This window comes from Paenibacillus sabuli, from assembly GCF_014705605.1.
Classification (GTDB): Bacteria; Bacillota; Bacilli; order Paenibacillales; family Paenibacillaceae; genus Paenibacillus_D; species Paenibacillus_D sabuli.
On record NZ_JACXIZ010000016.1, the window covers coordinates 84,329 to 110,579 of the forward strand.

Below are 26,251 nucleotides of genomic sequence, written 5' to 3' on the forward strand. Positions count from 1 at the left end.
GTGCGTGTCAGTCTCTGGTGAAGCAGCGCTGCAGGAACGCCAGCAGCTCGCCCGGACGCTCTGGATCGGCCCCATGCCGGAGCGTATACGGGATGCCAAATCGCGTGTACGCTTGCTGCAGCACGTAGCCGTGCACCGGATGATGGATCACCTCGCCGACGGGCGCGTCAGCCGGGATCGTCGGACCGTCCAGCGGCAGCGTGTAGACCATGAAGGCGGGTGGCGCCGACGCCGACATATAGTGGATGGCCGACGCCTGCTCGGCCAGGGCGAGGATCTCGGGCCGATGACGCTCCTCCGGATCGGACAGGCCGTAGAAGAGCTGCAGATTCGGCTGGATGTGCGGGCCGTGGTAGCGGCCTTCGTAGAAGCGCTGATCCTTGGACACCTGGGTGATGAAGCCGAGGAAGCCGCACACGGCGGAGGATTGGCGCTCGATCGGATCGTCGCTGTCGGGCCGGGCCAGGTCGCCGCGCAGCGCATTCCACAGCGCGAGGTGCCCGCCGGCCGATGCCCCGGCGGAGGCGATGCGGTCCGGGTCCAGCCCCCATTCCGGAGCCATATGCCGGACGAATTGGAGCGCGCGCGTCCCGTCCTCCATCGGGGCGGGATACGGGTCGCTCTGGATGAACCGATAATTGCAGGAGACGACCGAGATGCCGGCGCTGAGGCATTGGTGGACGAACGCGTAGCGATGCACATCAGCCTTGCCTCCGCGGATATAGCCGCCGCCGTGGAAGAACACCAGGACCGGCGACGGGCCGGGCGACGGCTCCTGCTCGGCGATATAGACGTCGAGGACGTTGCGTTCATGGGGGCCGTAGGGGATGTCGGTGTACATTTTAATCTGAATCTGCATGGGGATCTCCTCCGAATGGGCGGCGTTACTGGCTGCCGCGGAATTGTTGGTATGACGCATTGTATTCCTCGATGATTCGGGCCCCGCCGCTGTCCTTCCATCGCTGTACCTCGCGGCGGAAGCCCTGCTCGTCGAGGTAGCCGAGCATGAAGTTGTAGGTCGCGTCAGTGATGATGCCCTGCAGCTCCAGTCCGGACTCGTCGTCCCGGGCGGACTCCAGGTTCGCGGTCGCGTCGCGCACGACGAAGCGGGTATTGTCCTTGATCAGCGTCTCCGCCAGCTCGGCCAGCGGGCGCAGCTCGGCGATGGGCAGCAGATTCGGGTTGCTCAGCTCGCCGATCATCAGCGTATGCATCGCATTGACCTCGTCGACGCGCAGCTGCTCCTGCTCAGGCGGCAGCACGACCTCGCCATCGGCCCGCTCATGATGTCGGCCCTCGAAGCCGTAGCGCATCATGTTGCTGACGTCGGCGTCCATGGAGCGGTCGAAGAAGGCAAGGATCTGATGCAGCTCCTCCTTGGTCTGCACGGCGCTCTTGGAGAACAGGAACATTCCGCCATAGCCGGGCATCGCCCACACCCGCAGTCCGGCAGGGCCCTGGATGCGGTTGACGAGCGTGAAGGCGGCCTGCGGATCGAGCGCAACAGCCGAGTCGGCGAGCCGCTGCGCGTCGGCCATGCTGCCGATATAGACGCCGGCCGCGCCGGTGACGAACCTCGTGCGCTGATTCTGCTTGCTGGTCACGGCGAAGTCGCGATTGATGAGGCCCTCGTCATAGAGGCGCTTCATGAATTTCATCGTCTCCATGTAGGCGTCCGTCTCGAATTCGGGCACGATCTGCCCGCCGATCAGGCCCCAGTTGTTCGGGGTGCCGAAGTAGGAGCCGAGTGTCTTGAAGGCGCCGTAGATCAGATCGTTGCGGTCGGCCAGTCCGAAGGTATCGTCCTGGCCGTTGCCGTCGGGATCGTCCTCGGTGAAGGCCCGCAGCACCTCGTACAGCTCCTCCAGCGTCCCCGGCGGCTCCAGCCCCAGACGGTCGAGCCAGTCCTGACGCAGGATGATGCCCTGCCGCGAAGCGGGACGCTCTGCGTACAGCCCGTAGATCTGGTCGTCGACGGCCGATTCCTCGAAGACAAGCGAGCTGAGCTTGCGCAGATTCGGATAATCCCACAGATAAGGACCGATCTCCCAGAAGTGGCCGAGCCGGATCGCGTTCTTCATATACTGGTATTCGTTGAAATTGACATAGGTCGCCTTCATATAGGAGCCGCTGGCGACGGCGAGACTGAGCTTGTCGGAGTAGATCTCGTCGGGGACCCAGCGCAGGTCGAGGTCGGTGCCGGTCATCTTCTCCAGCTCGGCCACCAGCTCGTCGCTGGGCGGCTGGATCAGGTGCAGCGGCAGCATGATGCTGAGCTCCAATGGCGGCTGCTCCGGCGCGGCCGGCTGCCGGCTGCAGCCGGTCAGCGCCGCTGCCAGGAGCAGTGCGAGCAGGAGCGGCAGCGATTTTGGGTGTAAGCGGTTAAGCAATCGCGGACGAGCATTGACGTGCATCGTGCGGCACCCCCTAGAACTTTACAACCCGACAAGAACGTGTATGATTAGTGTATCACGAAAGGGGGGCGCTGCGCATGCACAAGCTGAGCTTTTTGGCGAAGCTGACGTTATTCGGCTTCCTGCTGAGCGCGCTGCCGGTGCTGTTCATCGGCATCACCTCCTATGTCACCGCCAAGCATGAGATCGAGGAGCATGTGACGCGCTCGAAGATGCAGCTGCTGCGGCAGACCAACGCCAATGTCGAGCAGGTGCTCTCCACAGTCAATCATACGCTCAATCAACTGGTGAGTTCGACGGTTGTAAAGGAAGCGATTACAATATCGCTAAGCGAACAATCCTTCGAAATCTACAACAATCTGCGCAACGAGCTGGGGCATCTCCAGGCCTTCGATACGAAGCTGGAGGATGTCATCCTCGTCAACGAAGCGTTGAACTGGCTCGTCAAAAATTCGGGCCTCTATCAACTCGATGAGTACGCCTACCATCAGGAGCTGCTCAGCATGACCCGCATCCCGGACAGCACGTCATGGATGCTCAATCCGAGCGGCTGGTTCCACGGCGAGGAGCTGGCGGTGCAGCCGGGCTGCCCGTACAACATCTCGCTCGTCAAGCAGCTGCCTCCGAACAGCCTGGACAAGATCGGCTTTGTGGCCGCCAATATTCCGGCCTGCAGCCTGCAGGACGTCATCCAGTACAACATCGACGAGGAGTCGGGGCGCGTCATGATCGTCGATGATCGGCTGCGCATCCTGCTGCATCCCGATCCGTCGCTGATCGGGCGCACCGTCGCCGAGACCGGCGTCTTCGCGCCGGAGCTGCTGCGCAGCCAATCCGCCGACCAGGTCACGACCCGCATCGACGGCAAGCCGTACACGCTCAGCTACTACCGCTCGGGCTTCAACGGCTGGTATTACATCTCGCTCGTCTCGATCGACAGCATCACCCGCGAATCCGGCAAGATCGGCCAGTACACCCTGTATGTCTGTCTCGCGCTGCTGCTGCTGTCGATGGCGATCGCCTGGCTCGGCTCGCGGCGGATGTATTCGCCGATCGGCCAGCTGCTGCGGCAGGTCGCCCCCGGCGGCCGGCAGCGCGGCAAGGGCGACGAGCTCCAGGTGATCAGCGACGAGGTGCGCGGCCTGTTCCGCTCCAAGTCGGCGCTGGAGCAGGAGGTGCGCGGGCAGCTGGGGCAGGTGCGGACCTTTGACTTGATCAAGGTCTACCAGGGCAATGTGAAGCCCTCCCGCATCCCGGAGCGGCTGCGCCGCTACGGGTACGGCGCTCAGCTCGACAGCTGGCGAACAATGGCGGTCGTGACGCTGCAGATCGACGGGCTCGAGCAGACGCGCTACAAGAAGGAGGACCTGCCGCTGCTGCTGTTCGCGGTCGACAATATGGTGGCCGAGCTGGTACCGGCGGAGCATCTGGCCGCGCCGGTCGCAATCGAGACGACGGCGGCTGCGCTGATCGGGCATGCCGACGGGCAGCAAGCGGCCTTCACCAGCCTGGTCTATGGCCTGACCGAGCGGCTGCGCGACAGCATCGAGTCGTATCTCTCGCTGACGGTGAGCATCGGCATCAGCCTGCCGTTCTCCGATGTGCGACGGCTGCCGGAGGCGTATCGCGAGGGGCGGGATGCGCTGCGGCACCGGATGAAGCTCGGCGAGGGCATCATCATCCAGTACGCGGACGTCAACTCGGGCAAGCATTACCTGAATCTGAACTACCCGAAGCAGAAGGAAGCCGAGCTGATGGATGCCATCAAGCTCGCCGACACGGACAAGGCCGGCGAGGTGCTGGCGCGCCTGATGGAGGCGGTCTTCCAGGCGGAGCTGCCGCCGCAGGAGTATGAGATCCCGCTCAATCGCCTGCTCAACAATCTGCTCATCCTGATGCAGGAATCGGGAATCGGCCAGGCCCAGCTGCAGGCCTCGGGCTCTCTCTTCGAGGAGCTACATCGCCGGCAGACGGCGGCCGAGATCGAGGAGTGGTTCCGCGAGCGGATCGTCGTGCCGCTGGCGGGCGTCTTCCGCGACCGTCAGGAGCAGCAGTATCACAACATCTCCGAGCAGATCATCGAGATTGTGCGCCGGCGTTACGACACGGAGCTGACGCTCGAGCAGTGCGCCGCCGAGCTGCATTACAATGCCAATTACCTCAGCAGCGTCTTCCGCAAGGAGACGAACAGCTCGTTCAGCGAATACCTGGCCGCCTACCGGCTCAATGTGGCCAAGAAGTGGCTGGCCGAGACCGAGCTGCCGATCAAGGATATTGCGGCGCGGCTGCAGTATACGAATTCGCAGAATTTCATTCGTTCCTTCCGCAAGCAGGAGAGCATGACGCCCGGCCAGTATCGCGAGCAGCACAAAATGTGATCGCGCATGCCGACAGCAGTCCCGACGCTTACGATTCACCGACGCCTCGCGGCGTCGGTTTTTTGCGGTTCCACCGATAATCATGACGACAGGCCAAGGCGGCGTCCGGACGCGCCAGGCCTTGGTACGACTGGGATTGTGAGATGATGATTATTCCCGTAACCCCCGATGGGTCGTATAGTGAAAGCGTTAACACCCACTCATTCGCGAGGGCAAAAAGCGATCGCGATCCATTAAAAGGAGGTCTACACACGATCATGACACACACACAGAAACGGATTCGTACATGGGCGACAGGCCTGGCGGCCGTCATGTCGCTGAGTCTGGTGGCGGCGTGCGCCGGCGGCTCGAACGGCGAGGACGTCAACACGGGCAACACCGGCGCGGGAAGCACGACCACATCGGGGGCGCAAGGCGGCAACGGCGGCGCGGCAGAAGCGCCGTTCGAAATCACGATGATGGCGACGCAGCACGCCGCCGAGGTGCCGGACGACCTGATTCCGGGCATGATCGAGGAGAAGACGAATACGAAGCTATCCATCCAGTGGGTGCCCTCCGGCAGTTATCAAGAGAAGCTGAACGCGGCCTTCGCTACAGGCTCCCTGCCGATGGCCGTCTCGGCGACCAACACCGATTTCGCCAAGGAAGCGATCCGCAATGATCAATTCTGGGAGATCGGCCCGCTGCTGGCGGAGTATGAGAATCTGAGCAACCTGAATCCGGACGTGCTGCAAAACACGGCGGTCGACGGCAAGATCTACTCGCTGTATATGGAACGGCCGCTGTCGCGGCAAGGCGTGATCTACCGCAAGGACTGGGCGGACAACCTCGGCCTGGAGGCGCCGCAGACGACCGAGGATCTGTACGAGATGATCCGCGCCTTCACCGAGGATGATCCGGATCAGAACGGACAAGACGATACGATCGGCCTGACCGACCGCAGCGACCTCATCTACGGCGCATTCAAGACGGTGAGCTCCTACTTCGGCACGCCGAACTACTGGTATATCGACGAGGGCGACCAGTTCAAGCCGGAATTCATGCACGAGGCATTCAAGGATACACTCGATTATCTGCATGACATTCATAGCAAGGGCTATATGAATCAGGACTTCCCGGTGACGTCCAAGACCGACCAGATCGATCTGCTCGTCAACGGCAAGGCCGGCGTCTATATCGGCTCGATGCCCGACGTGCTAACCCTGTCCAACCAGCTCGCGGACATGAATCCGGATGCCGAGCTGACCGTGCAGAACGGCATCAAAGGCCCGCGCGGCAGAGGCGTCTGGGCGATCCCGGGCTACGGCTCGATCGTGCTGTTCCCCAAGTCGGCGGTCAAGTCGGAGGAGGACCTGCACAAGATCCTCGCCTTCTACGATCAGCTGATGACGGCCGAGAACGCCAACCTGCTCACCTGGGGCGTCGAAGGCGAGCACTACGAGATCAAGGACGGTCTGGCCAACAAGACGGTCGATCAGGTGACCGATAACACGATCGTCAAGCCGAACAACGCCTGGGGCATCGGCGGGCCGGACACGATCGACGGGATGCTCAAGGGCTACTTCGAGCTGCCGGCGCGCGCGCTGGCGGAGGAGCTGGTCGAGGCTAACAATTCGATGCTGATCCACGACCCGTCCGCACCGCTGGACTCGCCGACCTACATCGAACGCGGCCAGGCGCTACAGCAGATCATCACCGACGCCACGTATCAGTACGTGCTCGGCGACCTCGATGCGGCCGGCTTCCAGAAGGCGATTGACCGCTGGAAGAGCGAAGGCGGCGACAAGATCATGCAGGAATACACCGAGGCGTATCAAGCGCAGCAATAACTTCCAGGCGCAAGGAAAGGAAGATCCGACATGAATTCGACTGCACCGGCCTCCGGCCGCGGCGCAGCGCCTGCTGCGCCGACCCGGCGCAGCAGCGAGCGGCTGCGGCGCATTGTCAAGAACCGCTATTTGTATATCATGATCCTGCCCGGCGCCCTCTTCTTCCTGTTGTTCAAATACGTGCCGATGTGGGGGCTGGTCATATCGTTTCAGAATTACCAGCCCTACCTTGGCATATCCGGCAGCGACTGGGTCGGGCTGCAACATTTTGAGCGGTTGTTCGCCGAGCCGACCTTCTGGATGATTTTTCGCAACACGCTGGTGCTGTTCGCACTCAATCTGGTCTTCTTTTTCCCGGTGCCGATCCTCTTGGCGCTGATGCTCAACGAAGTGCGGCAGCTGATGTTCAAGCGGATCGTGCAGACGATCGTCTACATCCCGCACTTCATGTCATGGGTCATCATCGTCTCGATTTCCTTCGTCATGCTGACGCTGGACGGGGGCATCGTCAACGAGCTGCTCGTGTTCTTCGGGCTGGAGAAGATCAACTTCCTGCTCAGCAACAGCTGGTTCCGGCCGATGTACATCGCCCAGGTCATCTGGCGCGAGGCCGGGTGGGGCACGATTGTGTACCTGGCGGCGATTGCGGCGGTCGACCCGCAATTGTACGAGGCGGCGCGCATGGACGGCGCCGGACGGACGCGGCAGGTCTGGCATGTCACGCTGCCGGCGATCCGCAGTGTCATCGTGCTCCTGCTTATTCTGAAGATCGGCGACGTGCTGGAGCTCGGCTTCGAGCATGTGTACCTGCTGCTCAATGCGATGAACCGCGAGGTGGCGGAGATCTTCGATACGTATGTGTACACCGCCGGTCTGAAGAACGGCCAATTCAGCTACAGTACGGCCGTCGGCTTCTTCAAGTCGTTCGTCGGACTGATCATGATCATGGTCGCGAACTGGCTGGCCAAAACATTCGGCGAAGAGGGCATCTACTGATGCCCCGCAAAGGAGGGACTACGCATGGTCGAGGATAAAACGTGGGGCAGCCGCCTCTTCAGCGGCGTCAATCTCACACTGCTGGCCATCATCGCACTCGTCACGTTGCTCCCGTTCGTCCACGTCCTGGCGGGGTCGCTGACGACGGCCGCCGAAATGTCGTCCAAGTCGTTCATCCTGTTCCCGACGGTCATCAGCTTCGACGCCTATACGTATATCTTCTCCACAGATATGGTGCTGCGCGCGATGCTCGTCTCCATCGGCGTCACGGCGGGCGGCACGCTGATCAGCATGTGCCTGTCGGTGCTCATGGCCTACGGCCTGGCGCGGCGCGATCTGGACGGCCGCCGGACGATCATGTTCCTGGTCGTGTTCACGATGCTGTTCAACGGCGGCATGATTCCGACCTTCCTGGTCGTCAAGGAGCTCGGCTTGATCGACAATTATCTGGCGCTGATCCTGCCGACGGCGATCAATGCCTTCAACCTGATCATCCTGCGCAGCTTCTTCCAGAACCTGCCCGAGGGGCTGGAGGAGTCGGCCAAGATCGACGGCTGCAACGACTTCGGCATCCTGCTGCGGATCGTGCTGCCGCTGTCGATGCCGGTGCTGGCGACGATCTCGCTCTTCTACGCGGTGACCTATTGGAATACGTATATGCACGCGATCCTGTATCTGAATGATGCGCAGATGTATCCAATGCAGGTCGTGCTGCGCCAGATCGTCATCCTGGCGACGGGGATGAGCAATGAATCCGGCGCGTTCGCCGCCGATTACATCCCGCCGCCCGAGCAGACGATCAAGATGGCGGTCATCGTCGTCGCGACGGTGCCGATCCTGATCGTGTATCCGTTTCTGCAGAAGTACTTCGCCAAGGGCGCGCTGGTCGGCTCGATCAAGGGGTGAGGCGGGGAGGGGGACGCGGCTGGCTAGGCGTCCTCGCGGAATGCGGACAACAGGCGAGTGGCGGCGCTGGGCGCGGTCACGGCGTGCACAAGGCGGGCATCTGCCGTCCATCGGACGAGGCCCGCCGCTCGGCTAGCGCTGCAGCAGCTCGCTCAGGTTCACGTCCGCTTTTTTGGCCTCCTCGACCTCGTACAGTCCTTGCTCCCGGAAGCCTAGCATGCCTGCAAACAGGTTGGTGGGAACGGAGGCGATGGCGGTGTTATACGCAACGACGTTTGCATTGTAGGTACGGCGACTGGCGGACAGCTTTTCCTCCAGATCGTTGGCCGTCCGTTGCAGATGCAGATAGTTCTCGCCCGCGTTCAGCTCGGGATAGTCCTCCGCCCGTGCGACGATGGCGCTGAGCTTTTGGTTCAGGCCCTCCATCGCACTGAGCTTCGCTTCCGCAGATTGCTGGTCGGCGCCGGCCCGTAATGCGGTGATTTCCTTCAATGTGTCCGCTTCGTATCGCGCATATTCCACGACCGCCTGCGCCACTTTGAGCAGGGCATCGAAGCGCTGTTGCAAATAAACCTCGATTGCGCCGTGTGCCTCCTTAATCCGATTTCGCATCCCAACCAGACTGTTATACTTGACGATGACGTATAGCGCGATAATGCACACGACGATGATACCCGCTAGAACCACGTTTCTCACTCCTTCTCCCTCTTGTGAATCACCATCTTTTTGCAAATCTATTGTAGAACAGCAGGCAAGGAAGCACAAGGAATTTTGCGAATGATGTCGAATTATACAGAGCAATCCGTGCGAGGCGGCGTTCTGCGGTTGTTACGGAGCTTAAAAATGGAGAAAGAAGGTAAATGGATGCTTCCATCGTATGAGGATGTAATTCGGGGGATTTCGGTAGGCGAGGCGTGGCAGCAATTACGACGTCATCGCAACAAGGCGCTGGTGCTGCGCAGCCTTAGTTGGATCTTGGGGGCGGTCATATTTGTAGTTGGCGTGTGTATTCTCGTATTGGTCGTGCAGGACGGCGAGTGGGATGATTCGGAAGGGCAGGGCGCAGCACTAGTGTTCGGCGTCGTGGTGATTATCTGCTCGTTCATCTACATGCGTTATGCCTCGCGCAGGATAATCAAGAGCTATAGTCGCCATTACAAGCGACTCATCGTGCCGCCATTGGTGGCCAATATGATTGAACAAGCTTCTTACGAGGGTGATGCGGGCGCCCGCTTCATCTGTCACTATGAAGCAGAGGGCGGTATTCCACTTGAGGAGCTGCTGAAGGTGCCACTGTTCGACTATTTACAGGCGGCGACGAAATACACAAGCGAGGATTTGTTTGCCGGCACGCTGGGCGAGACCGATTTTAAATTGGCCGAGCTGCATGCACAGGAAGTGGAAGAGACCGAGGACGGCAACACCACAAGCACGGTGTTCGAAGGCTTGATCTTCATGGCCGATTTCCACAAGCATTTTGCGGGCACGACGACGATTGCGTCGCGTAAAGGAAGAATCGGTTATCCGCCAAGCTTGTCCGGATCAAAAATGAATACCGTTAGCCACGAGTTCGATCAGCATTATCGGCTGCGTACGACCAATGAGACGACGTCGCGCTATTTGCTGCCGGTCGATATGTTGGAGCGGCTGGTGAGGCTCCGTGAGCAGTTTCCGAAAAAGGGGATTCATCTATGCTTGCACGAGGGTATGTTGGTGATTGCCATTCACCGGGTGGATTTTTTCGAGGTAAAAGGACTGCGCAGATTGGGAGAGGACGCGATTATGAAAACCTATCAAGAGTTTCGGTCGATCCTTGATATCGTCGATTTGTTGAACCTGAACACACGTATCTGGAGCAAGTAGCACAAGCTGCGCAACGAGGCGCGGTCTTACACCCACGCCTCGTTCTTGTAACCGCGCTGCTCCCAGTAGCCGATATGCGTGCCCTCGATGAGCTCGATGCGACTGAGCCATTTGACCGACTTGTAGGCGTACATCTTGGGCATGACGAGCCGTACCGGGCCGCCCAGATCGCTCGGGATCGGCTTGCCGTCGTGCAGCACGGCGATCATTGCGTCGTCCTGGGCCAATTGCTCCAGCGAGATGCCGCTCGTGTACACGCCGTCTCCGGAATGGAAGATCGCGGAGGTGGCAGTGCCCTTCACGCCGGCCATCTCGAGCATGTCCTTGACCGGAATGCCCTCCCAGGTGTTGTTGTACACCGACCAGCCGGTCACGCAATGGAAGTCGCTCACCTGCACGGCGCGCTTCAGCTTGACGAAGGTTGCCCAGTCCCACTGCTGAGGCTTGTCGACGAGCCCGTCGATACGCAGCGACCAGTTGGCATTGGTGAAGGACGGGATCGGCGTCACCGTGTAGACGCGGAAGCTGCCCTGCGCGCCGCCCCCCAGCGGCGGCGCAGAGGCTGGCAGCGGCTGTGGAGCCGGCAGGAGCTGATTCGCATCGTTCTCCACGAGCTGCTCGAGATTGGAGCCGCCCGCCGTGCCGAGCGCCTCGCCCAGCCACTTCACGAAGGACGGGCCTACGGTGACTGCGAGTCCGACGCCGACCGCGCCGCGAATGAACGCCCGCCGGGTATAGACGGGCTGCGGCGTCGCTGCCGGATGGACGGCAGTCTCGGGTCTTGGCGCTTGCACCGTGCGGCGATTCGGGTCCTTGAGCCATTTCACTCGGGTCAGCGAGTGATAGATGATGTAGGGCAGGCCGACCCAGGTGAGCAGATCGTGCACGACCAGCGCCGCATTGGCGACAGCGGGGCCGACCAGCCGGAATTGCCACAGCAAGAGGCCGGACAGCAGCCAGCCTACCAGGAGGAAGAGGACGACATAGACGTTGAACTTCTGCCAGGGCTTGCCCCGCAGCTGCTTCCAGTGCTTGCCGGCGAGCGCGAGGTAGTAGGCAATCGGCAGGATAGAGACGATGCCGATCACGATGTGAATCCACTTGAGCCAGACGCGCCCCTCGCCGAGCACGCCTCGCCAATACCCGCCGAGCAGGACGAGTCCGGAGAGGGCCAGCAGCACGACGATCCAGCCGTTCCAGGTGTGCAGGGCGACGAGCTTTTTGCCGTACCCCTTGCGCAGACGCTTCAACCATTCGTTCATTCCGTCAGCTCCTTCCCTACCTCCTGCCCGGGGCAACCGGGCTTCATTCGCACCATGCAGCTAATTTCAGCTACTCCTCCCTGATTCGATCCCATCCGCTGCCGCCAGGGAGAACCAGAATCGGGCGCCTCCGCCGGGGGCCGCCTCGACGCCGATCTCACCGCCATGCTGCTCGACGAGCAGTCGGGCAATCGATAGCCCCAGCCCGGCGCCGCCCCCATCGCGGCTGCGCGAGCGGTCAATACGGTAGAAGCGCTCGAAGATCCGGTCGCGCTCCTCGGGCGTGACGCCCGGCCCTTCGTCGATCACGGCGATCCGGATCTGCCGGGCGGACGCCGCCTGCGTCTCGATTGTGATCCGCCCGCCTGCCGGCGAGTGCCGGATGGCGTTCTCGAGCAGATTCTGCAGGACGCGAACGAGTGAGCGCTCGGGCATCTGCACGGCGAGCGGACGCTCGGGCGCGCTCGCCTGGAGCTGGAGCGACTTCGCCGCGAGCTGCGGCGCGAAGCGCGGGAGCAGCTCGACGAGGAGGTCCTCGACGACCGTCGAGACGGGGTCGCCGGTCCGGGCGCCATCGCCTGGGCCGTGCGAGCCGTGAGGACCGGCCTCCGCGTCTGCGGCGTCCAGCGTCGACAGGTCGAATACATCCTGGATCAGCTCGCCCAGCCGGATCGTCTCGGCGCGGATCGTGCCGACATAGCGCCGGACGGCGTCCTCGTCGGTGACGACGCCGTCCTCGAGCGCCTCGGCGTAGGCCTGGAGCGAGGCGAGGGGTGTGCGCAAGTCATGCGCGATATTCGCCACCAGCTGGCGCTGGGCCTGCTCCCCGGCGACGACCTGCGCGAAGCTGCGCTCCAGATTGGCGGCCATCGTGTTGAATTGCCCGGCCAGCTCCCGGAACTCGGCGAGTCCGGCGTCCGCGACGCGCGCCGTCAGCTCGCCCGAAGCGACGCGCGCCGCGCCGCGTCTCATGCGCCGCACGCTCGCTTCGAGCGGGCGCACCAGCAAGAAGTGCAGCGCGGCCGATACGATCCCGGCGGACACGGTCGCGGCGCCGAGCCAGATCAATTGCTCGCGGGTCACGAGCATGAAGCGAAAAAAAACAAGCAGCAGGATAATGATAAAGGCGATGCTGATGCAGTTGGCCAGCAGCAGGTAGGTGCGCAGCCTCATGACGGCGTGCCGCCCGTGCCCAGCTTGTACCCGATTCCCCACACCGTCTTGATGTAGGTCGGATCAGAGGGGTTGGGCTCGACCTTCTCGCGCAGCCGCCGCACATGGACGGTCACCGTCGTCGTGTCGCCGTCGTAGGCCATGTCCCAGATCGCGCTCAGGAGCTGATTGCGGGAGAAGACCTTGCCCGGATATGTAGCGAGCAGCTGCAAGAGATCGAATTCCTTGGCCGTCAGCTCCGCCTCCCGGCCCTGGACGACCACCCGCCGCTCGTCGGGGTAGATCGTCAGGCCGTCGAAGACGATCGCTCCCGCATGCGCGCTGCACTGGTCGATCTCGCCGCCCGTCGCCGCGCCCTGCGATCCCGGCCCGCCATAGGCCGAGCCGCCGACTAGCGGAGGGTGTCTGTGGTAGGATTGTGCCGCGTCGACATTGCCGCCATGACCGGCACGGCGCAAAATATTGCGCACCCGCAGCACCAGTTCGCGCGGACTGAAGGGCTTGGTGAGATAGTCGTCGGCGCCCATCGTCAGCCCGAGTAGCCGGTCGGCCTCCTCGCCGCGCGCGGTCAGCATGATGATCGGGGTGTCGGCCTGGCCGCGCACGGTGCTGCAGACCTCCAGGCCGCCGAGCCGGGGCATCATCAGGTCGAGTACGAGCAGATGCGGTCGATGCGCGGCCCAGAGGCGAAGCGCTTGCTCGCCGTCGGCGGCGATCCATACGGCGTAGCCCTCGCGTTCGAGGTAGCGCCGGCATACGTCGGTAATGTTGGATTCGTCATCAGCTACTACGATTCGCGCTGTCACCGCCGCACCTCCCCCTTTGCTGGACGTCTACTTCTCGCGTTCGTCCATCGACTCCATGTCGCCGTCTTGCATGTCTTGTTCGTCCATCGACTCCATGTCGCCGTCTTGCATGTCTGGTTCGCCCATCGACTCCATGTCGCCGTCTTGCATGCCTGCGGTATTCCTGTTCGTCGATTCCTCGTTCATCCCGTTGTTGCAGGCAGCCAGCACCAGCATGACACTCAGCAGCAGACCCATCAAGCTCCACGTTTTACGCATTTGTCGCACAATCGCTCATCCCCTTTCAGTATGCAGACCGGGAGGTCTTGCATTTCTGAGCTTACAGGGAAGAGCTAACCGAATTCGAACGATTGTCTTACTAGTGTATCGAATAAATATTACGAAATCCTTACGGCGAGCACGATCAGCACGAGGAGCAGGAGCGCACCGATGCCAAAAACAAGCAGCCCAAGGTCACACGGCCCCCCGTCGGCTCCTTGACACGGCATCGATGTACATGATCCTATTCCACAAGGCGTGCCTGATCTCCTCCCCGACAGCAAAGACCTGGGGTTCCGAGAAGCGGCAGCGGGAAATGTATGAGAGGCGGGGGGCGTGAATATGAAGGGCGCGTTCGGGCGCGGGGTGACGCCAATTGGAGGGCAGCTCTAATGGACACCAGCGAACCCCAGCGACGCCTAGCGGTGATATCCACCACCTACACAGCGGATAATCCCCGCTAAGCGTTTCGTATGACCGCTAGGCGGCGAAGGGCATCTAAGGCGCTCACTTTGTCCATTAGAGCCGTCATCCGGTCGATGGCATCGTCGCTTCTCCGCTCTATCGGGGCAGGCCGTCAGCGCGAGTCGCTTCTTCTCGACCCCTAACCGCAGGCGGGAGACGCCTGGGTAACCAAAAAGCCTGAATTTTCCGAAAATAATGTGCACGCACAGGCAACGATTAACCGTTGTAGCCGTCTACTCGTGCAGGACTCGGGTAATGAATGCCGTAGGGTGAACGGTCAAGTCCATGACATCGTGCTGAATCGGCATCATTTGCTTGTCGAACATCAGCGTAATCTCCGGCCGTTGGCTATACGTCGCGCGGGTCCCGGTGACAAGTCCTGCACGGCCGTCGTTGAGCTGAACGACGCTGCCAAGCGGGTAGATAATGACGATTTCGTTGAAGCTGTTGACAACCCGCGAGTCGAAGAGATAATCGCCCGCGCCGAGAATGTATTCGATGGCCTCGTAGGGCTGATAGGCCGCACGATAAGCGCGGTGGCTGCGCAGCGCCATGTAAACGTCCGAGACCGAGATGATTCGTGCATACAAGTGCATTTTGTCATTGTGCAAGTGCTGCGGGTAGCCCGAACCGTTGAAACGTTCGTGATGTTGAAGCGCACCCAGCGCAATTTCCTCGGCAAACTCGTTCTTCAGAAACATGTAGCCGGCAATCGTATGCTCGTGCATCATGGTGGCTTGTCGGGCATCGTAGGTGCCGATATGATGGAGCAACTCCCGATCCAGAAAGCATTTCCCGAAATCGCACATAAGCGCCGCCTTGCCCAATTGAACCAGGGGCGTCTTGCCCAGCTCCATCTGCATGCCGGTCGAAACGGACAGCACGGCAACCTGAACAGCATGGAAGAACGTCGTATCCCCAGTCAGCTTAATCTTGAACATTACATTCAGCAGCGCATGGTCGCGAAGTATTTCTTCAAATACCTCTTCGACGAGCAGCCGAAGATCCTGCTTTTTGGCATCCGGCTTGATTAATCGCCGAATCGACTGATTGACCAGCAGTTCCAACTCATCGCGGGTCAGCGTGATCGGGTCGAGCGACAGTGCGATGGTCTCTCCCACATCGCCGGGTTCTTCGCGCACCTCAATTTCTGTAATATTGAAATTTTTCAAACGGTTCAAGTAACGTTCCGTCAGTTTGACACCTTTGGCGATCAGCACCTTACCTTCTGAATTGTAGATGTCCTTGGTCGCAATCATACCGGGCTTGACCGCATGGATATTGACAGCACTCATAGGCATTCCTCCCCAACTCTCTATATGCCAAAAGTATCATATAAATTGAGGAGCATCAATACGCTTGTAACCGATAAATCGCTTCCACAAAAAAATAAAATTTGAATTGGACATATGGATAAAATGATCACAGGCTGATCCCCCCGCCCGAGTTTCTCCAGCGTGACGCCATACGACTTGTAAAAGGTCGCGTCAATGGCCATTTGCTTCAAGACCGTATCGTTGCGCAGGCGCAGCATCTCCTCGGGCGTGAAGGCGGCCACAAAGCATCCTTTGCCTGTGACCGTGTGGATCAGAGCGCCGCGTTCCAGCGCTTCCCAGGCTTTCTTGACGGTGATGACGCTCACCGAGAGCTCCAGGGCGGCTTGTCGAATGGGGGGCAGGCAATACCCGCTTTCAAGCTCGCCTTTTAGAATCTGGGCGCCGATTTGTTCGTAGAGCTGCTGGTAAATCGGTTTTTCGGAGCGATTCGAAAGCGTGACGTTCATAACAGCTCGACCTTCAAAAAGCGCTTCGCCGCCAGTCGGTAGGCAAGCAGGGTGAAAGCGGCGAAAAGCGCGATGCCTGCGATCAGAATGGCGAGCTGCAGCGGTGTATTCTCCAGCCCGGAGCCATAGAAGACGTCTCTCGCCCATGGACTGTGTATTCACAATGTATCACGCATGAAGCGATAATTTAACGGTCGCAGTATCGGACGCAGCAAAAAGCCTCAACCCCGCGAGTGGGGTTGAGGCTGCGCCGCCGCCAGAGGTTACAATTCAACCCTTCCACTCAGAACGGAATAGCTCTCGTTGCCCGCCGCATCCAGCGCCGATACCTGGAAGCGGTACGTCGCGCCTGTGGGCAGCGGGGCGGTGACGTAGTCGGTGGCAGTGGCAGGGACGGTGTCCAGCAGGACATCATCCCTATAGATCCGGTAGTGCGTCACTCCCACGATATCTTCGGCCGGGTCCCAGCTCAGCTCGGCTTCGTCGGATGCGCTCAGTCCGATCTCCAGCTCGCTGTCGGTCGGCCAATAAGGCGCCCTCCTGTCTGCGAATGCGCCCGGCAGCTCGAGCAAATGCGACGTGTCCTGCCCGAACGGCTCGTACACCTCGCGCAGCACGTCGGTGAATTGATTGCCGAGGGCGGTGTGGCCGTACAGGCCGCTCATCAGCACCAGTCCGTCGGCCATTTGCTCCAGCTGATTGTTCTCGATAAGGACGTTCAAATTGTCGCGGTCCTCCGGCGTAAACACCGGATTGCCGTCGCTGGACAGCGTCGCCGCCGAAGAGACGATGCCGGAAAACTTCTGATGCCGCGGCGTCGAGATCGGCTCCTGGCTGCCGTACAAGTAATTGTCTCTGATCTCAATGCCGTAAACGCCTGTCGCATAAAAAAGACCGCCTACATTCTTCCGATTCGAGACCGCAATGATGCCCGACGCATGTCCCGTGCCCGGCGTGCCGAGCAGTTGGTTGCCCTTCACGTTGACAAAATAAGTGGGCGTATAACGGCCCGTCTGCACTGCACCGGTGGAAGCGATATAAATGCCGTCTGTATTGGTCAGGGTATTGTCGACGACAACGGCGTCGATGGCGTTGCCGTACAACCAGACCCCGCGCTGATTGTCGGTCAGCTCATTCCGGTAGACGGTGATATGGTCATTCGGAGCGATCAGCGAGAACTTGCTCGTGCGGTCCGGGACGACATCCCATTCCTCCATCAACGTATACGTCGTGCCCGATGTATACTGCACCTCGCGATACTGTCCCAGTCCCGTCCCGTCCACGATGACAATCTGCAGCGTACCTCGGCGCAAGGTGATCGGCTCGGGCAACGGCTGGGTCGGCGCCAGCGTGATCGTGTCGGCAGTCGCCCCGAGCACTTCGCCCACAGAGAAGTAAGCGCCCGGCATTTCCGCCATAATCGACTCTCCGTCGTTGTTGTACGTCGTCTTCAGGCTGGCCCCGGTCGTGCGGACAATGTTATTCTCGACGTGGCTGTTCGACTTGATGCTGATGCCGTGCACCTGCACATCCATTTCCCCGCGCATCACGAATTCATTATCGCGAATGAACGTATAATCGGCCGTGATCGGCATCTGACTGTAGCTGTACTCCAGATAGTTGCCCGAAGATTGCACATAGCGGTTCATATAGATGCGGTTATATTGCGCGACCCAGCCAATCATGCGATTGTCCTTGATGATCAGCCGCTCATCGCCGATCGCAAGCATCCCTTGTCCGCGGCCGCTTCCCTGGGAGGTATCGACGGGATCGAGCACCGGATATTCGATGCTCGTCTCGACTACGAACATTTCGCTGGCGGTTCGCTTCGTCATATCGTCGACGGCCGCGCCCCAATCGTGACCGAGCCAGATAAAGGCGTCCGGATACATGGCATCGTCCGCCGCGCGAATTCCGATTTTGGCGATTCCCGTACGTCCCTCGGTTTTGCCGTCGCCGGCTGCCTGGATAAAGTTCGCTTTGCCGCCGATATGATAGAGCATCGTGCTGTCGGGCCCGTCGCCCATCAATACGATCTCGCTGGGCAATTGCACGATGGAGGCATGGAAGGTACCGGTGGGCAAATAAACAACGCCGCCCCCGTCGCTCTTGGCCGCCGCAATCGCCGCCTGGATCGCAGTCGTGTCGTCGATGCCATCGTCCGCAAGGGCGCCGTAATCCGTCACATCCAGCACATTGTCCCAATCAAAGTGGTCGGCCCAGGCCACGCCCAGTCCGAGCGGATCCTCGCCCGGGGAGACGACGGTCAGCGTCTGTCCGCTCTGCACCGCGCTCCAGGTCTGCCCGCCGTCGTTGGAGACGCGCACCTCGTATTCGCCGAGTGGTACGTCCTCGACCACAAATCGCAAGGAATAGGGGGTCAGCTCGGTAACCGGCACCTCGTAGGCGTTCGTACCATTGTCCAGTCGAACCTTCGTCTCCTCTTCCGCATCGAATTCGCGCGCCTGGAAATTCCGGCCCGATACGTCGATGGACAATCCCTCGAAGGCCTCGTAGTCCGACAGGAACAACGGACGCGGCGTATTCAGATCGAATGGCGCGCTCCATCCCTGCGCATTGCTGACCCATAGCCGATACGAGCCCGGCGAGATCGTCGAAGGGAGCAACATCTGCATAAACTGACCGCGCAGTTCATCTTTTTGAATGATGTCCAGCTCGACCGCTCCTACTGACGGCGTCGGACCGGCGGATGCCAGGGGCTCGATGACCGCCTTCACGTCGTCCCAATCGTCTGCCTGCATGGCATGACCGCTCACCTGTACTAACGTGCCGGGCTTCACGGCATCAGTCGCGCGCAGCAGTAGCGGCTCCAATTCCCACTCCGGCGTCAGGACGTCCAATGCAGTGACCGCTTCAGCTCGATCCAGCAGATCGACATCGTTTGGCTCCGTCCACGCTCTGATCCCGAACTCACCTGCATAAGGCGGCGTATAGACCAGGGAGGCCGTGCCGCTACCGTCGGTCTCGGCCTCGCCGATGACCGGATCGATGTAGGTGCCTACATATTCCCCTTCCAGCTCGAATTTTACCGTGTAGCCTGCGATCGGATCCTCGTGCTCATCGGTCAACACAGCGGTCAGCTCGACCGGTTGACCCGGAGCTGCGACGGAATAGGGGGCTTGTACCCACGCCAGACTGGTGGGATCATAGCTGGCCGTCACATAGGAGACCGCAGCGGAAGGCAACGAATACAACGTGCCGGAAATACTTTGAAGGGCATACGTATATTCCGTCCCGGGCATTGCATTTTCGTCGATATAGCTGTCGACACCCGAGGCGGTTTCTGCGATTTTTACAAAATCGGCCTCGCCCTGGATCTTCCGGAGTATCGCAACGGAGCCCGAAGCACTGTCGCTCCACTCCAGCTCGAGATCGCGCCCGGGCAAGGGGGTGACCGTCAATCCCGCAGCCGTCAGCGGGACGGGCGCATCAAAGAAGAAGCCTTGCGCAAATGCGCGTGTGCCGCTAACCTTCGTTACTTTGAGCTTGAAGCTGCCCTGCACGTAAAAACTGACATACTTGCCGTTTGCAACGGCTCCCACTTCCCGGGACTCGAGCACCTGATTGTTTGTATCCAAAATTTCGAACCGTACGATTTCGCTGGCACCTGCACCGTAATCGGTGGAGAACACGGAAAACAGATGCTGTGCGGAATCGTTCAATTGAAAGGAATAGGTGAAGCTGCCGCCCGTGTAGACCGCGATTCGTTTCCTGCCGCTAGCGTCAGGCAGTTGTAGCGAGTTGAGGCCGGTGGGGTTGGACTGCCAGTAGGACACATTGCCCGATTTGCTGTAGCTGTCCACGTAGGCAGGCAGCAGCGCTACATCGGCAGCGGGCGGGTCATCGCGCCCTTCGGTACTGCGATTCGAGCTGAAGAACGGTAGCACGTAGCCCTCTGCGCCGTAAGCGCCCACCCAGTTGCCTTGCGTAGTGGAATCGGTATGCACATCGTGCGCTTCTGCCGTCAGGGCTGCCGCGATACCCGGCCACACACTGACCATGAGTGAAGCGATCAGCAGCGCCATACCCGATTTCCTCCACCATTTCTGTTGCCTTGTCATGTCATTTCCCTCTTTTCATTCGGTATTGGACTTTATGTATGAAGTCTTGCGACTTGATACCGGCATAGGGCAGCAGGAGGGGAAGGATGCCGCAGGATCGGCCATATGGTCGACAACCGACATGGGTCATTTTGGGAAACGCTTTCATGAATCCTGTGGATTGCCATGGCTCAACTATAATGGGCTTGTGAAGAATATGACCTTTGCTAAGTTGGTCAAAGACGGTACTTTCAAGCTGAATATCAAGAGCAAGTAATCGTATATTTCCCCGCAGTACTTAGTAGTTGCGGGGAACCGAACAACGAAAGGTTCCGGTAAAATTACACGTGGGTCACTTGTGCCTTCTAGCCATGCCATCGTTGATATGGTTCGAACAGTCCTGTCTGAAAAAAATTGTCGAGGTATCAGAAGATCAGAGATGGCTTTATGTGCATATACTTTGGCCTCATAATAGGTGAGGTGGATTTTTTATTGCTTCATATTTGCAACATTACTGTTGTGATGAACGTTTCACTTATGAGGGAGGGTTTTTTCTGAGGAGGATAACTAAAGTTTTTTTATTTAGTATTATCGGAGTCATTATTCTTTGCATAATGATAGCGGGGATTTATATTAATAATATTGGATTCAAAAATGCGAAGCTCATCTACTCGTTACACACAACTGATCAATCTATCCTCCGAATGGAAGTAAAGGGGGAATATCTTGCTAAAGCGTCAAGGCACACGGATCTTCTCAAAGAAAGAATGCAGAGGGAGGGTTGGACATTTGAACGACAAGAGGGTGCAGGTTATTTTTTTAAAAAGGACAGCCAAGAAACAGTAGTTACAACAAAGAAAATTTTGAATCGATATTTTGTTGTTTTCGATGTTAAGGATAATATTGCTGACATTTCAGGATAAGCTGAAGCCCCCGCATAATGCGGGGGCTTCTTGCAGTGATTAATTGTCTGCTTTGTCCATTTCGTAACCATAAACATTGTAGCCTGCACTATACCAAGTGCTAAGAGTTGTTGTTTCTTTTCTGTCTGCAGTATGCTGCGTAAGGAATTTGTGGGCCGTTGTGCTACCTGTATTTTTTGTGATAATAGCCGTATGTTCCATATCACCGTCACCATCAAAGTCAGCATTTACGGCATCGCCAGTCTGCAAGTCTGTAGCGTATGCTGCAACACCCGCCCTATCACTCCAATGCTGGTAAAAATTTTGTGCTCCGCCCCATGGAAAACTTGGTACTAGCGGACCGAAATGCCAGGAAAGATAGTGTTGATAGTTCACCCCGTATCTCATTTCCATTCCGCCTGCGAGCAGCGCCTGCGAGACAAAGTTTGTACAATCATTCCAGCATTCTTCATCGGGTTCACAAGAAGGACTTGCCGATTCTGCGTAGTACGTCGAGTACACCGGATTTCGTGTATCTATTTAGCCCCTATTTGAACTTGGACAGTACACCCCTTACTCAGATACAATAAATAATGAGGCGGAGGGGAACGAGATGAAGAAGAAGCAATATGATCTTAATTTCAAGAAGATGGTGGTCGCCAAGGGGAAAGAAATTGGCAACATGACCGCAGTAGCAAGACAGCACGAGCTTGACCCGAAGATGGTACTCCGTTGGGCCAGAGAGCTGGAGAAGCGAAAGGATCTGGATCAATTGGATGGGACAGGCATGAAGCAAGCGAAATTTGTACCCACCGCAGAAGATTATGCAGAGCTCGCCAAAGAGAATGAGAAGCTTAAGAAGCTCTATGCAGAGCAAGCCCTGGAGAGGGACATTCTCAAAGACCTACTAAAAAAAACGAACCCGCACTTGCGGATAAAATAGAGATTGCTAAGAAATACATTGGACAAGGGCATAGCGTGAGCTTCGTGCTACGAGTGCTAGAGGTAGAGCGATCCACGTATTATGCACATGTGAATAGGCAGCAGCAGGAACAAGAAACCCTTCACAGGGCCGGTCGCCCTGCACCTGGTTTATCGTATACACAAGACGGCAAAGCCATCAGCGATGAGCAGATTTGCGAATGGATCATGGAGTTCCTGGCAGGTGAAGGCGCGAACTACGGCTATCGCAAGCTGACGGTGCTTCTTCGAAGACGCCATCATCTGAACATTAACAAGAAGAAAGTCTACCGTCTATGCAAGCAAATGGATGTGCTCCGTCCACAGCGAAAGATTAAGATCAAGCATCCCAAGCGACTAGCCAACAATCGCGTGATAACGGCCTCTAATCAACTGTGGGAGACCGACTTAAGTATGGCTGGATTAGCGGCGAGCAACGTTTCTTCTTCCTTATGAGCATCCTGGACGTGTTTGATCGCGCCGTCGTCACGTATCATATTGGACTGACATGTGAGGCGAAGCATCTCGTCCAGATCACGCAGGAAGCGCTTATGAAACGCCAGCTCTTTGACAAGGCAGAAAAGCCCGTCATACGTTCGGACAACGGTCCGCAGTTTATTAGCAATCTGTTCGAAGATGCCTGTACCGAGTTTGTCATGATTCATGAGCGGATTCCGCCTAAAACGCCGAATAAAAACGCTCACATCGAATCGTATCATTCGATCATAGAGGCGGAATGTTACCAGCGACATGAGTTTGAATCTTATCCACAGGCCTATGAAGTCGTGAGTCAGTATGAATATATGGAAGCGGTGAAGCAAGGTGCTGTAAAGCCAAAGCAAATAAAGGTTTGATCATCGGCACTAGTGAAAAACGAAGCAATTTAAAGCAATTCTACGATTAATATCGAATAAGAGGTGCAGTGTCCACAATTAGGGTGTTCAGCCGTGCGGGGCTTGCTTCGCCTTACGCTTGGAAGCTTAGGAACGTAAGGCTGCGTAAGCTTCTTTAAGCTAGCGCTCCGCTTTTGACCCTTCCGGGTTTGTGGATGAATGATCCCCTTAGCCTCCGCTTCCACTGAGGCCGAGCCACCCCGACACCCCACACAGTGCCCGCTCGTAACGATTAACGCGGCGGGACGAATCCGGCTCCGTCGCGACCACTCCCCCGAACCGCTCCGTTCCTGATGTCGATGCTCCTAAACCGGGGGATACCAGCAACGCCAAGGAAAACGAAGCGAAGTGTTTCCAATGGTGATGAAGCTCATGCTCCGCAAGGAAGGCTGTGACGAGCCTGTTGGTGGATGACCGCAAGCAAAGCCTCCGAGTGATCAACAGCAACCTTACGCGACCATTCCGCTGTGGCTGGTTCCGGGCCGCTTGCAATCATTTTCAAGCAACGATTGTTTGCAAGCTGTTGACAGAAAAGCCCAAAGAGAGCCGCAACAGCCTGCCTCCCGGCAACCTGTCACAGCCCCCAAACCCGCGTCCCACGCGGCCTCGCAGTTCTTACTTCTCTCCCGTTGCGATCGGATTGTCAGAGTAAGAAATCCAATCGCTCCAGCTCCCCGCATACAGCTTCACATTCGTGAAGCCGGCCTCGCTGAGCGTGAGCACATTCGGCGTGGCGGTGACGCCGGAGCCGCAGTAGACGATCAGCTCGTCCGTCTCGGACAGCCCGGCGAAGCGGGCGCGCTGCTCCTCCGGACTCTTCCACGTCCCGTCCGGGTGCTTGGCCTCGCCCCAAAAATCGTTGCGCGCTCCGGGAATGTGGCCGGCCACCGGGTCGATCGGCTCGACCTCGCCCAGGTAGCGCGGCCGCTCGCGCGAATCGATCAGCGTCGTGCCGGAGCGGCCCAGTCGGTCCCGCACCTCTTCCGCGCGCACGAGCATGTCCGGCTGCACGCGGGCTGCGAATGCCGCCGGCACGACCACCGGCTGCTCCGTCGTGATGGGGAATCCAGCCTCCGTCCAAGCCGTGTAGCCCTGCTCCAGGACGTACGCCTGCTCATGGCCCAGATAGCGCAGCAGCCACCACAGCCGTGCGGCCATCGCGCCGCCTTGATCGTCGTAAGCGACGACGCGGGAAGAGGCCCCGATCCCGGCCGCGCTCAGACGCTGCGCCAGCACGGACGGCTCGGGCAGTGGATGGCGCCCGCCATGCTCGCCGAGCGGGCCGGACAGATCGCGCTCGAGGTCGAGATAGACTGCGCGCGGCAGGTGGCCGGCCTCGTAAGCGCTGCGCCCCGCCTCGGGCGCTCCGAGCTTGAACCGGCAGTCGACGATGACCAGGTCGGGCTCGTACAGCCTCGCCAGCAGCCAGCGCATCGATACGATATGCTTCATGCTTGTTCCTCCTCCGGACGGACGCATCGGTGCTGCGACCGTAACCTATCATGTTGCTCTTATCGTATCACGGCCGGCCTCGGCAGGGAAGATGACGCGTGCCGCACCGTCTGCTCAGGATACCGACAGGCAGCGTCCGAGCAGGGTGCCGACGATGATCTGATTGCCGCCGCGGAAGTAGATGGTCACCGGATTGCCCGGCCGGTATTCCGGCAACTGGTCTAGCGGAATGCGCAGCTCGACATAGTAGGTATGCGACTGCTGGGGCGGCTGTTCCATGCGAATGCGCAAGCGGACCAGGATATGGGACTCGTCGCGCCCGAGCTGCCGCATGCTGTTGATCGTCCCTCGGCCGGCCGGGGCTTGCGCGCGCAGCCGTGTATAGACGCCGCGTCGCCAGCGCGACATCCCGAGCGGACCGAGCAGGAGCAGCAGCAGGGCGAACGCGACGATCCATTCGATCATGAGCGATGCCTCCTTTTATTAGGTACATACGGATGGGTGATCGTACCTAGCTTATCCATTACCTCTTTACCCGCTTCGAGCGTGTTCGAAAAGCACAGCGCACATTTTTTTGCGCAGTACGCAAACGCCGCTGTTTCTGTAAGCGATCCGATCGGGTATAATGCTGGAGCGGGCGCGCTTTGCGGCCCGACCCGAGACCATCGCGAAAGGCGGTGCACGATTGCTGGAGCCGTATCTGTTTCCCGTAAAATACGCATTTTTGCTATTCCCCGTGGCGGCATTGCTGTTCACACTGCCCTTCCTGATCGTCCAATACCGCCGTCACGGCTATGTCAACAAGCTGCGCGGCGTGCTGCTCTACTTGTTCCTGCTCTATATGATGAATGCCTTCTTCCTCGTGTTGCTCCCGCTGCCGCCCTCCCGGCACAATGCGCCGCCGGCGTCCGGATCATACATGCAGCTGACGCCCTTCATGTTCATCCGGGACATCCTGCGCGAGAGCGGCATCGATCTCAGCCGTCCCTCGGAATATGTGCGCCTGCTCCGCGAGCGCGCGGTGCTGCAGGCGGTGTTCAACGTGCTGCTGACGGTGCCGTTCGGCATCTTCATGCGCTATTATTTCCACTGGCCCTGGTTCGGCTGCTTCGCCGCCTCGGCGGGCCTGGCGCTACTCTTCGAGGTGACGCAGGTCACCGGCATCTACGGCTACTACGATTATCCGTACCGGCTGTTCGACGTTGACGACCTGATGCTCAACACGCTGGGCGGGATGGTCGGCTTCCTGCTGGCGGCCCTGGTCCTGTCGCGCTTCCTGCCGCGGATCGACCGGCTCGACGACGCACTCGACCTGACGGTCAAGCGTGTGAGCTACACGCGGCGGCTGATCGCATTCGGCGTGGATGCATGCGCGGCGCTGGCGATGCTCGTCGTCTGCGCCATCCTCGGCCAAGCGCTGGCCGGGGGCTTGGTGGCAGCCGGGTATATGGTGCTGGCTCCCTATGCGACCAACGGCCGCTCGCTGGGCCGCGCGCTCGTGCGCATCCGCATCGTCGGCGCAGGCGAGCGTCTGACCTTCCGCGAAGCGGCGCTGCGCGGCGGCCTGCTCTACGGCTGGTTCGGGCTGAATATGGCCATGGCAGGCCAACTGGGGGACGCCATCCCCGGCCTGCTGCTGGTCCCCGCGGCGCTGGCGCTGCTGGTGCTCGACGTTCTTGTATTCATCCATGTGATGCGCTGCTTGTTCAACCACCGCCGCCGGCTCTGGCACGAGCGCGCGAGCGGCACGGCTTATCGAATCACCGGAGCCTCGCAGCGGCAGCCGCGGTCAGCGCCTTCTCCGGCGGACCCCGGCTAGTCCGCATGACGCCTATAGAGGACCCTGAGTC

21 protein-coding genes and 1 pseudogene are annotated in these 26,251 nt (G+C 59.3%); 9 read left to right on the forward strand and 13 right to left on the reverse strand.

All coding sequences use genetic code 11. The features are described from left to right. Positions 1-7 precede the first annotated feature (7 nt). Positions 8-859, reverse strand: coding sequence for an alpha/beta hydrolase (locus tag IDH44_RS10015; RefSeq protein WP_190917186.1), 852 nt, complete (start codon positions 857-859; stop codon positions 8-10). 25 nt (positions 860-884) lie between these two features. Further along, a complete protein-coding gene (locus IDH44_RS10020) occupies positions 885-2,414 on the reverse strand; it encodes an extracellular solute-binding protein (protein ID WP_190917188.1) in 1,530 nt (509 codons plus the stop codon). Between the two features lie 77 nt (positions 2,415-2,491). On the opposite strand from IDH44_RS10020, the gene IDH44_RS10025 reads away from it, so the two are divergent. The 4 genes from IDH44_RS10025 to IDH44_RS10040 all read left to right on the forward strand — a co-directional run bounded on the left by IDH44_RS10025 (position 2,492) and on the right by IDH44_RS10040 (position 8,523). Continuing rightward, complete coding sequence (locus IDH44_RS10025) at positions 2,492-4,792, forward strand: helix-turn-helix domain-containing protein (protein WP_190917190.1); 2,301 nt, start codon at positions 2,492-2,494, stop codon at positions 4,790-4,792. 257 nt (positions 4,793-5,049) lie between these two features. Next, positions 5,050-6,621 carry an extracellular solute-binding protein gene (locus IDH44_RS10030; RefSeq protein WP_190917192.1) on the forward strand — a complete coding sequence of 524 codons (1,572 nt, stop codon included), beginning with the start codon at positions 5,050-5,052 and terminating at the stop codon, positions 6,619-6,621. 30 nt (positions 6,622-6,651) lie between these two features. Beyond that, positions 6,652-7,617 (forward strand): ABC transporter permease, encoded by a 966-nt coding sequence (locus IDH44_RS10035; protein WP_190917194.1) that lies wholly within the window; start codon positions 6,652-6,654, stop codon positions 7,615-7,617. Between the two features lie 24 nt (positions 7,618-7,641). Continuing rightward, entirely contained in the window at positions 7,642-8,523 is an 882-nt protein-coding gene (locus IDH44_RS10040; protein ID WP_190917196.1) for a carbohydrate ABC transporter permease, read from the forward strand. Between the two features lie 132 nt (positions 8,524-8,655). On the opposite strand, the gene IDH44_RS10045 is transcribed toward IDH44_RS10040, so the two are convergent. Then, positions 8,656-9,210, reverse strand: a complete 555-nt coding sequence (locus IDH44_RS10045; RefSeq protein ID WP_190917198.1) for a LemA family protein — start codon at positions 9,208-9,210, stop codon at positions 8,656-8,658. Between the two features lie 156 nt (positions 9,211-9,366). Between IDH44_RS10045 and IDH44_RS10050 the strand changes: the two genes are divergently transcribed. Next, positions 9,367-10,386 (forward strand): DUF3137 domain-containing protein, encoded by a 1,020-nt coding sequence (locus IDH44_RS10050; protein WP_190917200.1) that lies wholly within the window; start codon positions 9,367-9,369, stop codon positions 10,384-10,386. 26 nt (positions 10,387-10,412) lie between these two features. Here the strand turns inward: IDH44_RS10050 and IDH44_RS10055 are convergent, their stop codons facing one another. The 8 genes and pseudogenes from IDH44_RS10055 to IDH44_RS10090 all read right to left on the reverse strand — a co-directional run bounded on the left by IDH44_RS10055 (position 10,413) and on the right by IDH44_RS10090 (position 21,618). Further along, entirely contained in the window at positions 10,413-11,648 is a 1,236-nt protein-coding gene (locus IDH44_RS10055) for a molybdopterin-dependent oxidoreductase (RefSeq protein WP_190917202.1), read from the reverse strand. Positions 11,649-11,714: 66 nt separating this feature from the next. Beyond that, on the reverse strand, positions 11,715-12,821 hold the full coding sequence (locus IDH44_RS10060) for a sensor histidine kinase (RefSeq protein WP_190917204.1): 1,107 nt from the start codon (positions 12,819-12,821) through the stop codon (positions 11,715-11,717). Continuing rightward, the gene (locus IDH44_RS10065) at positions 12,818-13,627 is read right to left on the reverse strand and encodes a response regulator transcription factor (protein WP_190917206.1); all 810 of its coding nucleotides are present in this window, start codon (positions 13,625-13,627) and stop codon (positions 12,818-12,820) included. Before IDH44_RS10065 ends, IDH44_RS10060 begins: the two co-directional genes overlap by 4 nt. A gap of 27 nt (positions 13,628-13,654) precedes the next feature. Continuing rightward, positions 13,655-13,894, reverse strand: a complete 240-nt coding sequence (locus IDH44_RS10070) for a hypothetical protein (protein ID WP_190917208.1) — start codon at positions 13,892-13,894, stop codon at positions 13,655-13,657. A gap of 689 nt (positions 13,895-14,583) precedes the next feature. Next, positions 14,584-15,645 (reverse strand): HD-GYP domain-containing protein, encoded by a 1,062-nt coding sequence (locus IDH44_RS10075; RefSeq protein ID WP_190917210.1) that lies wholly within the window; start codon positions 15,643-15,645, stop codon positions 14,584-14,586. Positions 15,646-15,794: 149 nt separating this feature from the next. Further along, positions 15,795-16,133: pseudogene (locus IDH44_RS10080) on the reverse strand (GntR family transcriptional regulator); the annotation flags it as partial. A gap of 263 nt (positions 16,134-16,396) precedes the next feature. Then, complete coding sequence (locus IDH44_RS10085) at positions 16,397-20,215, reverse strand: glycosyl hydrolase family 28-related protein (protein ID WP_190917214.1); 3,819 nt, start codon at positions 20,213-20,215, stop codon at positions 16,397-16,399. Positions 20,216-21,156: 941 nt separating this feature from the next. Continuing rightward, complete coding sequence (locus IDH44_RS10090) at positions 21,157-21,618, reverse strand: amidase domain-containing protein (RefSeq protein WP_190917216.1); 462 nt, start codon at positions 21,616-21,618, stop codon at positions 21,157-21,159. Positions 21,619-21,709: 91 nt separating this feature from the next. Here IDH44_RS10090 and IDH44_RS10095 point away from each other — a divergent pair, with 91 nt between their 5' ends. From IDH44_RS10095 to IDH44_RS10105, 3 genes are read left to right on the forward strand one after another with little or no spacing between them, the layout of a single operon-like run. Continuing rightward, positions 21,710-22,039: a transposase gene (locus tag IDH44_RS10095; protein WP_190917218.1), complete on the forward strand. Its 330-nt coding sequence runs from the start codon at positions 21,710-21,712 to the stop codon at positions 22,037-22,039. Positions 22,040-22,074: 35 nt separating this feature from the next. Beyond that, positions 22,075-22,512, forward strand: a complete 438-nt coding sequence (locus tag IDH44_RS27140) for an IS3 family transposase (RefSeq protein WP_190917220.1) — start codon at positions 22,075-22,077, stop codon at positions 22,510-22,512. An 11-nt stretch (positions 22,513-22,523) separates the two neighbouring features. Next, a complete protein-coding gene (locus IDH44_RS10105; protein WP_317890155.1) occupies positions 22,524-22,910 on the forward strand; it encodes an integrase core domain-containing protein in 387 nt (128 codons plus the stop codon). Positions 22,911-23,564: 654 nt separating this feature from the next. Here the strand turns inward: IDH44_RS10105 and IDH44_RS10110 are convergent. Further along, entirely contained in the window at positions 23,565-24,401 is an 837-nt protein-coding gene (locus IDH44_RS10110; protein ID WP_190917224.1) for a sulfurtransferase, read from the reverse strand. A 114-nt stretch (positions 24,402-24,515) separates the two neighbouring features. Next, positions 24,516-24,866: a hypothetical protein gene (locus tag IDH44_RS10115; RefSeq protein WP_190917225.1), complete on the reverse strand. Its 351-nt coding sequence runs from the start codon at positions 24,864-24,866 to the stop codon at positions 24,516-24,518. Positions 24,867-25,086: 220 nt separating this feature from the next. Between IDH44_RS10115 and IDH44_RS10120 the strand changes: the two genes are divergently transcribed. Then, positions 25,087-26,220, forward strand: a complete 1,134-nt coding sequence (locus IDH44_RS10120; RefSeq protein ID WP_190917227.1) for a VanZ family protein — start codon at positions 25,087-25,089, stop codon at positions 26,218-26,220. Positions 26,221-26,251 lie beyond the last annotated feature (31 nt).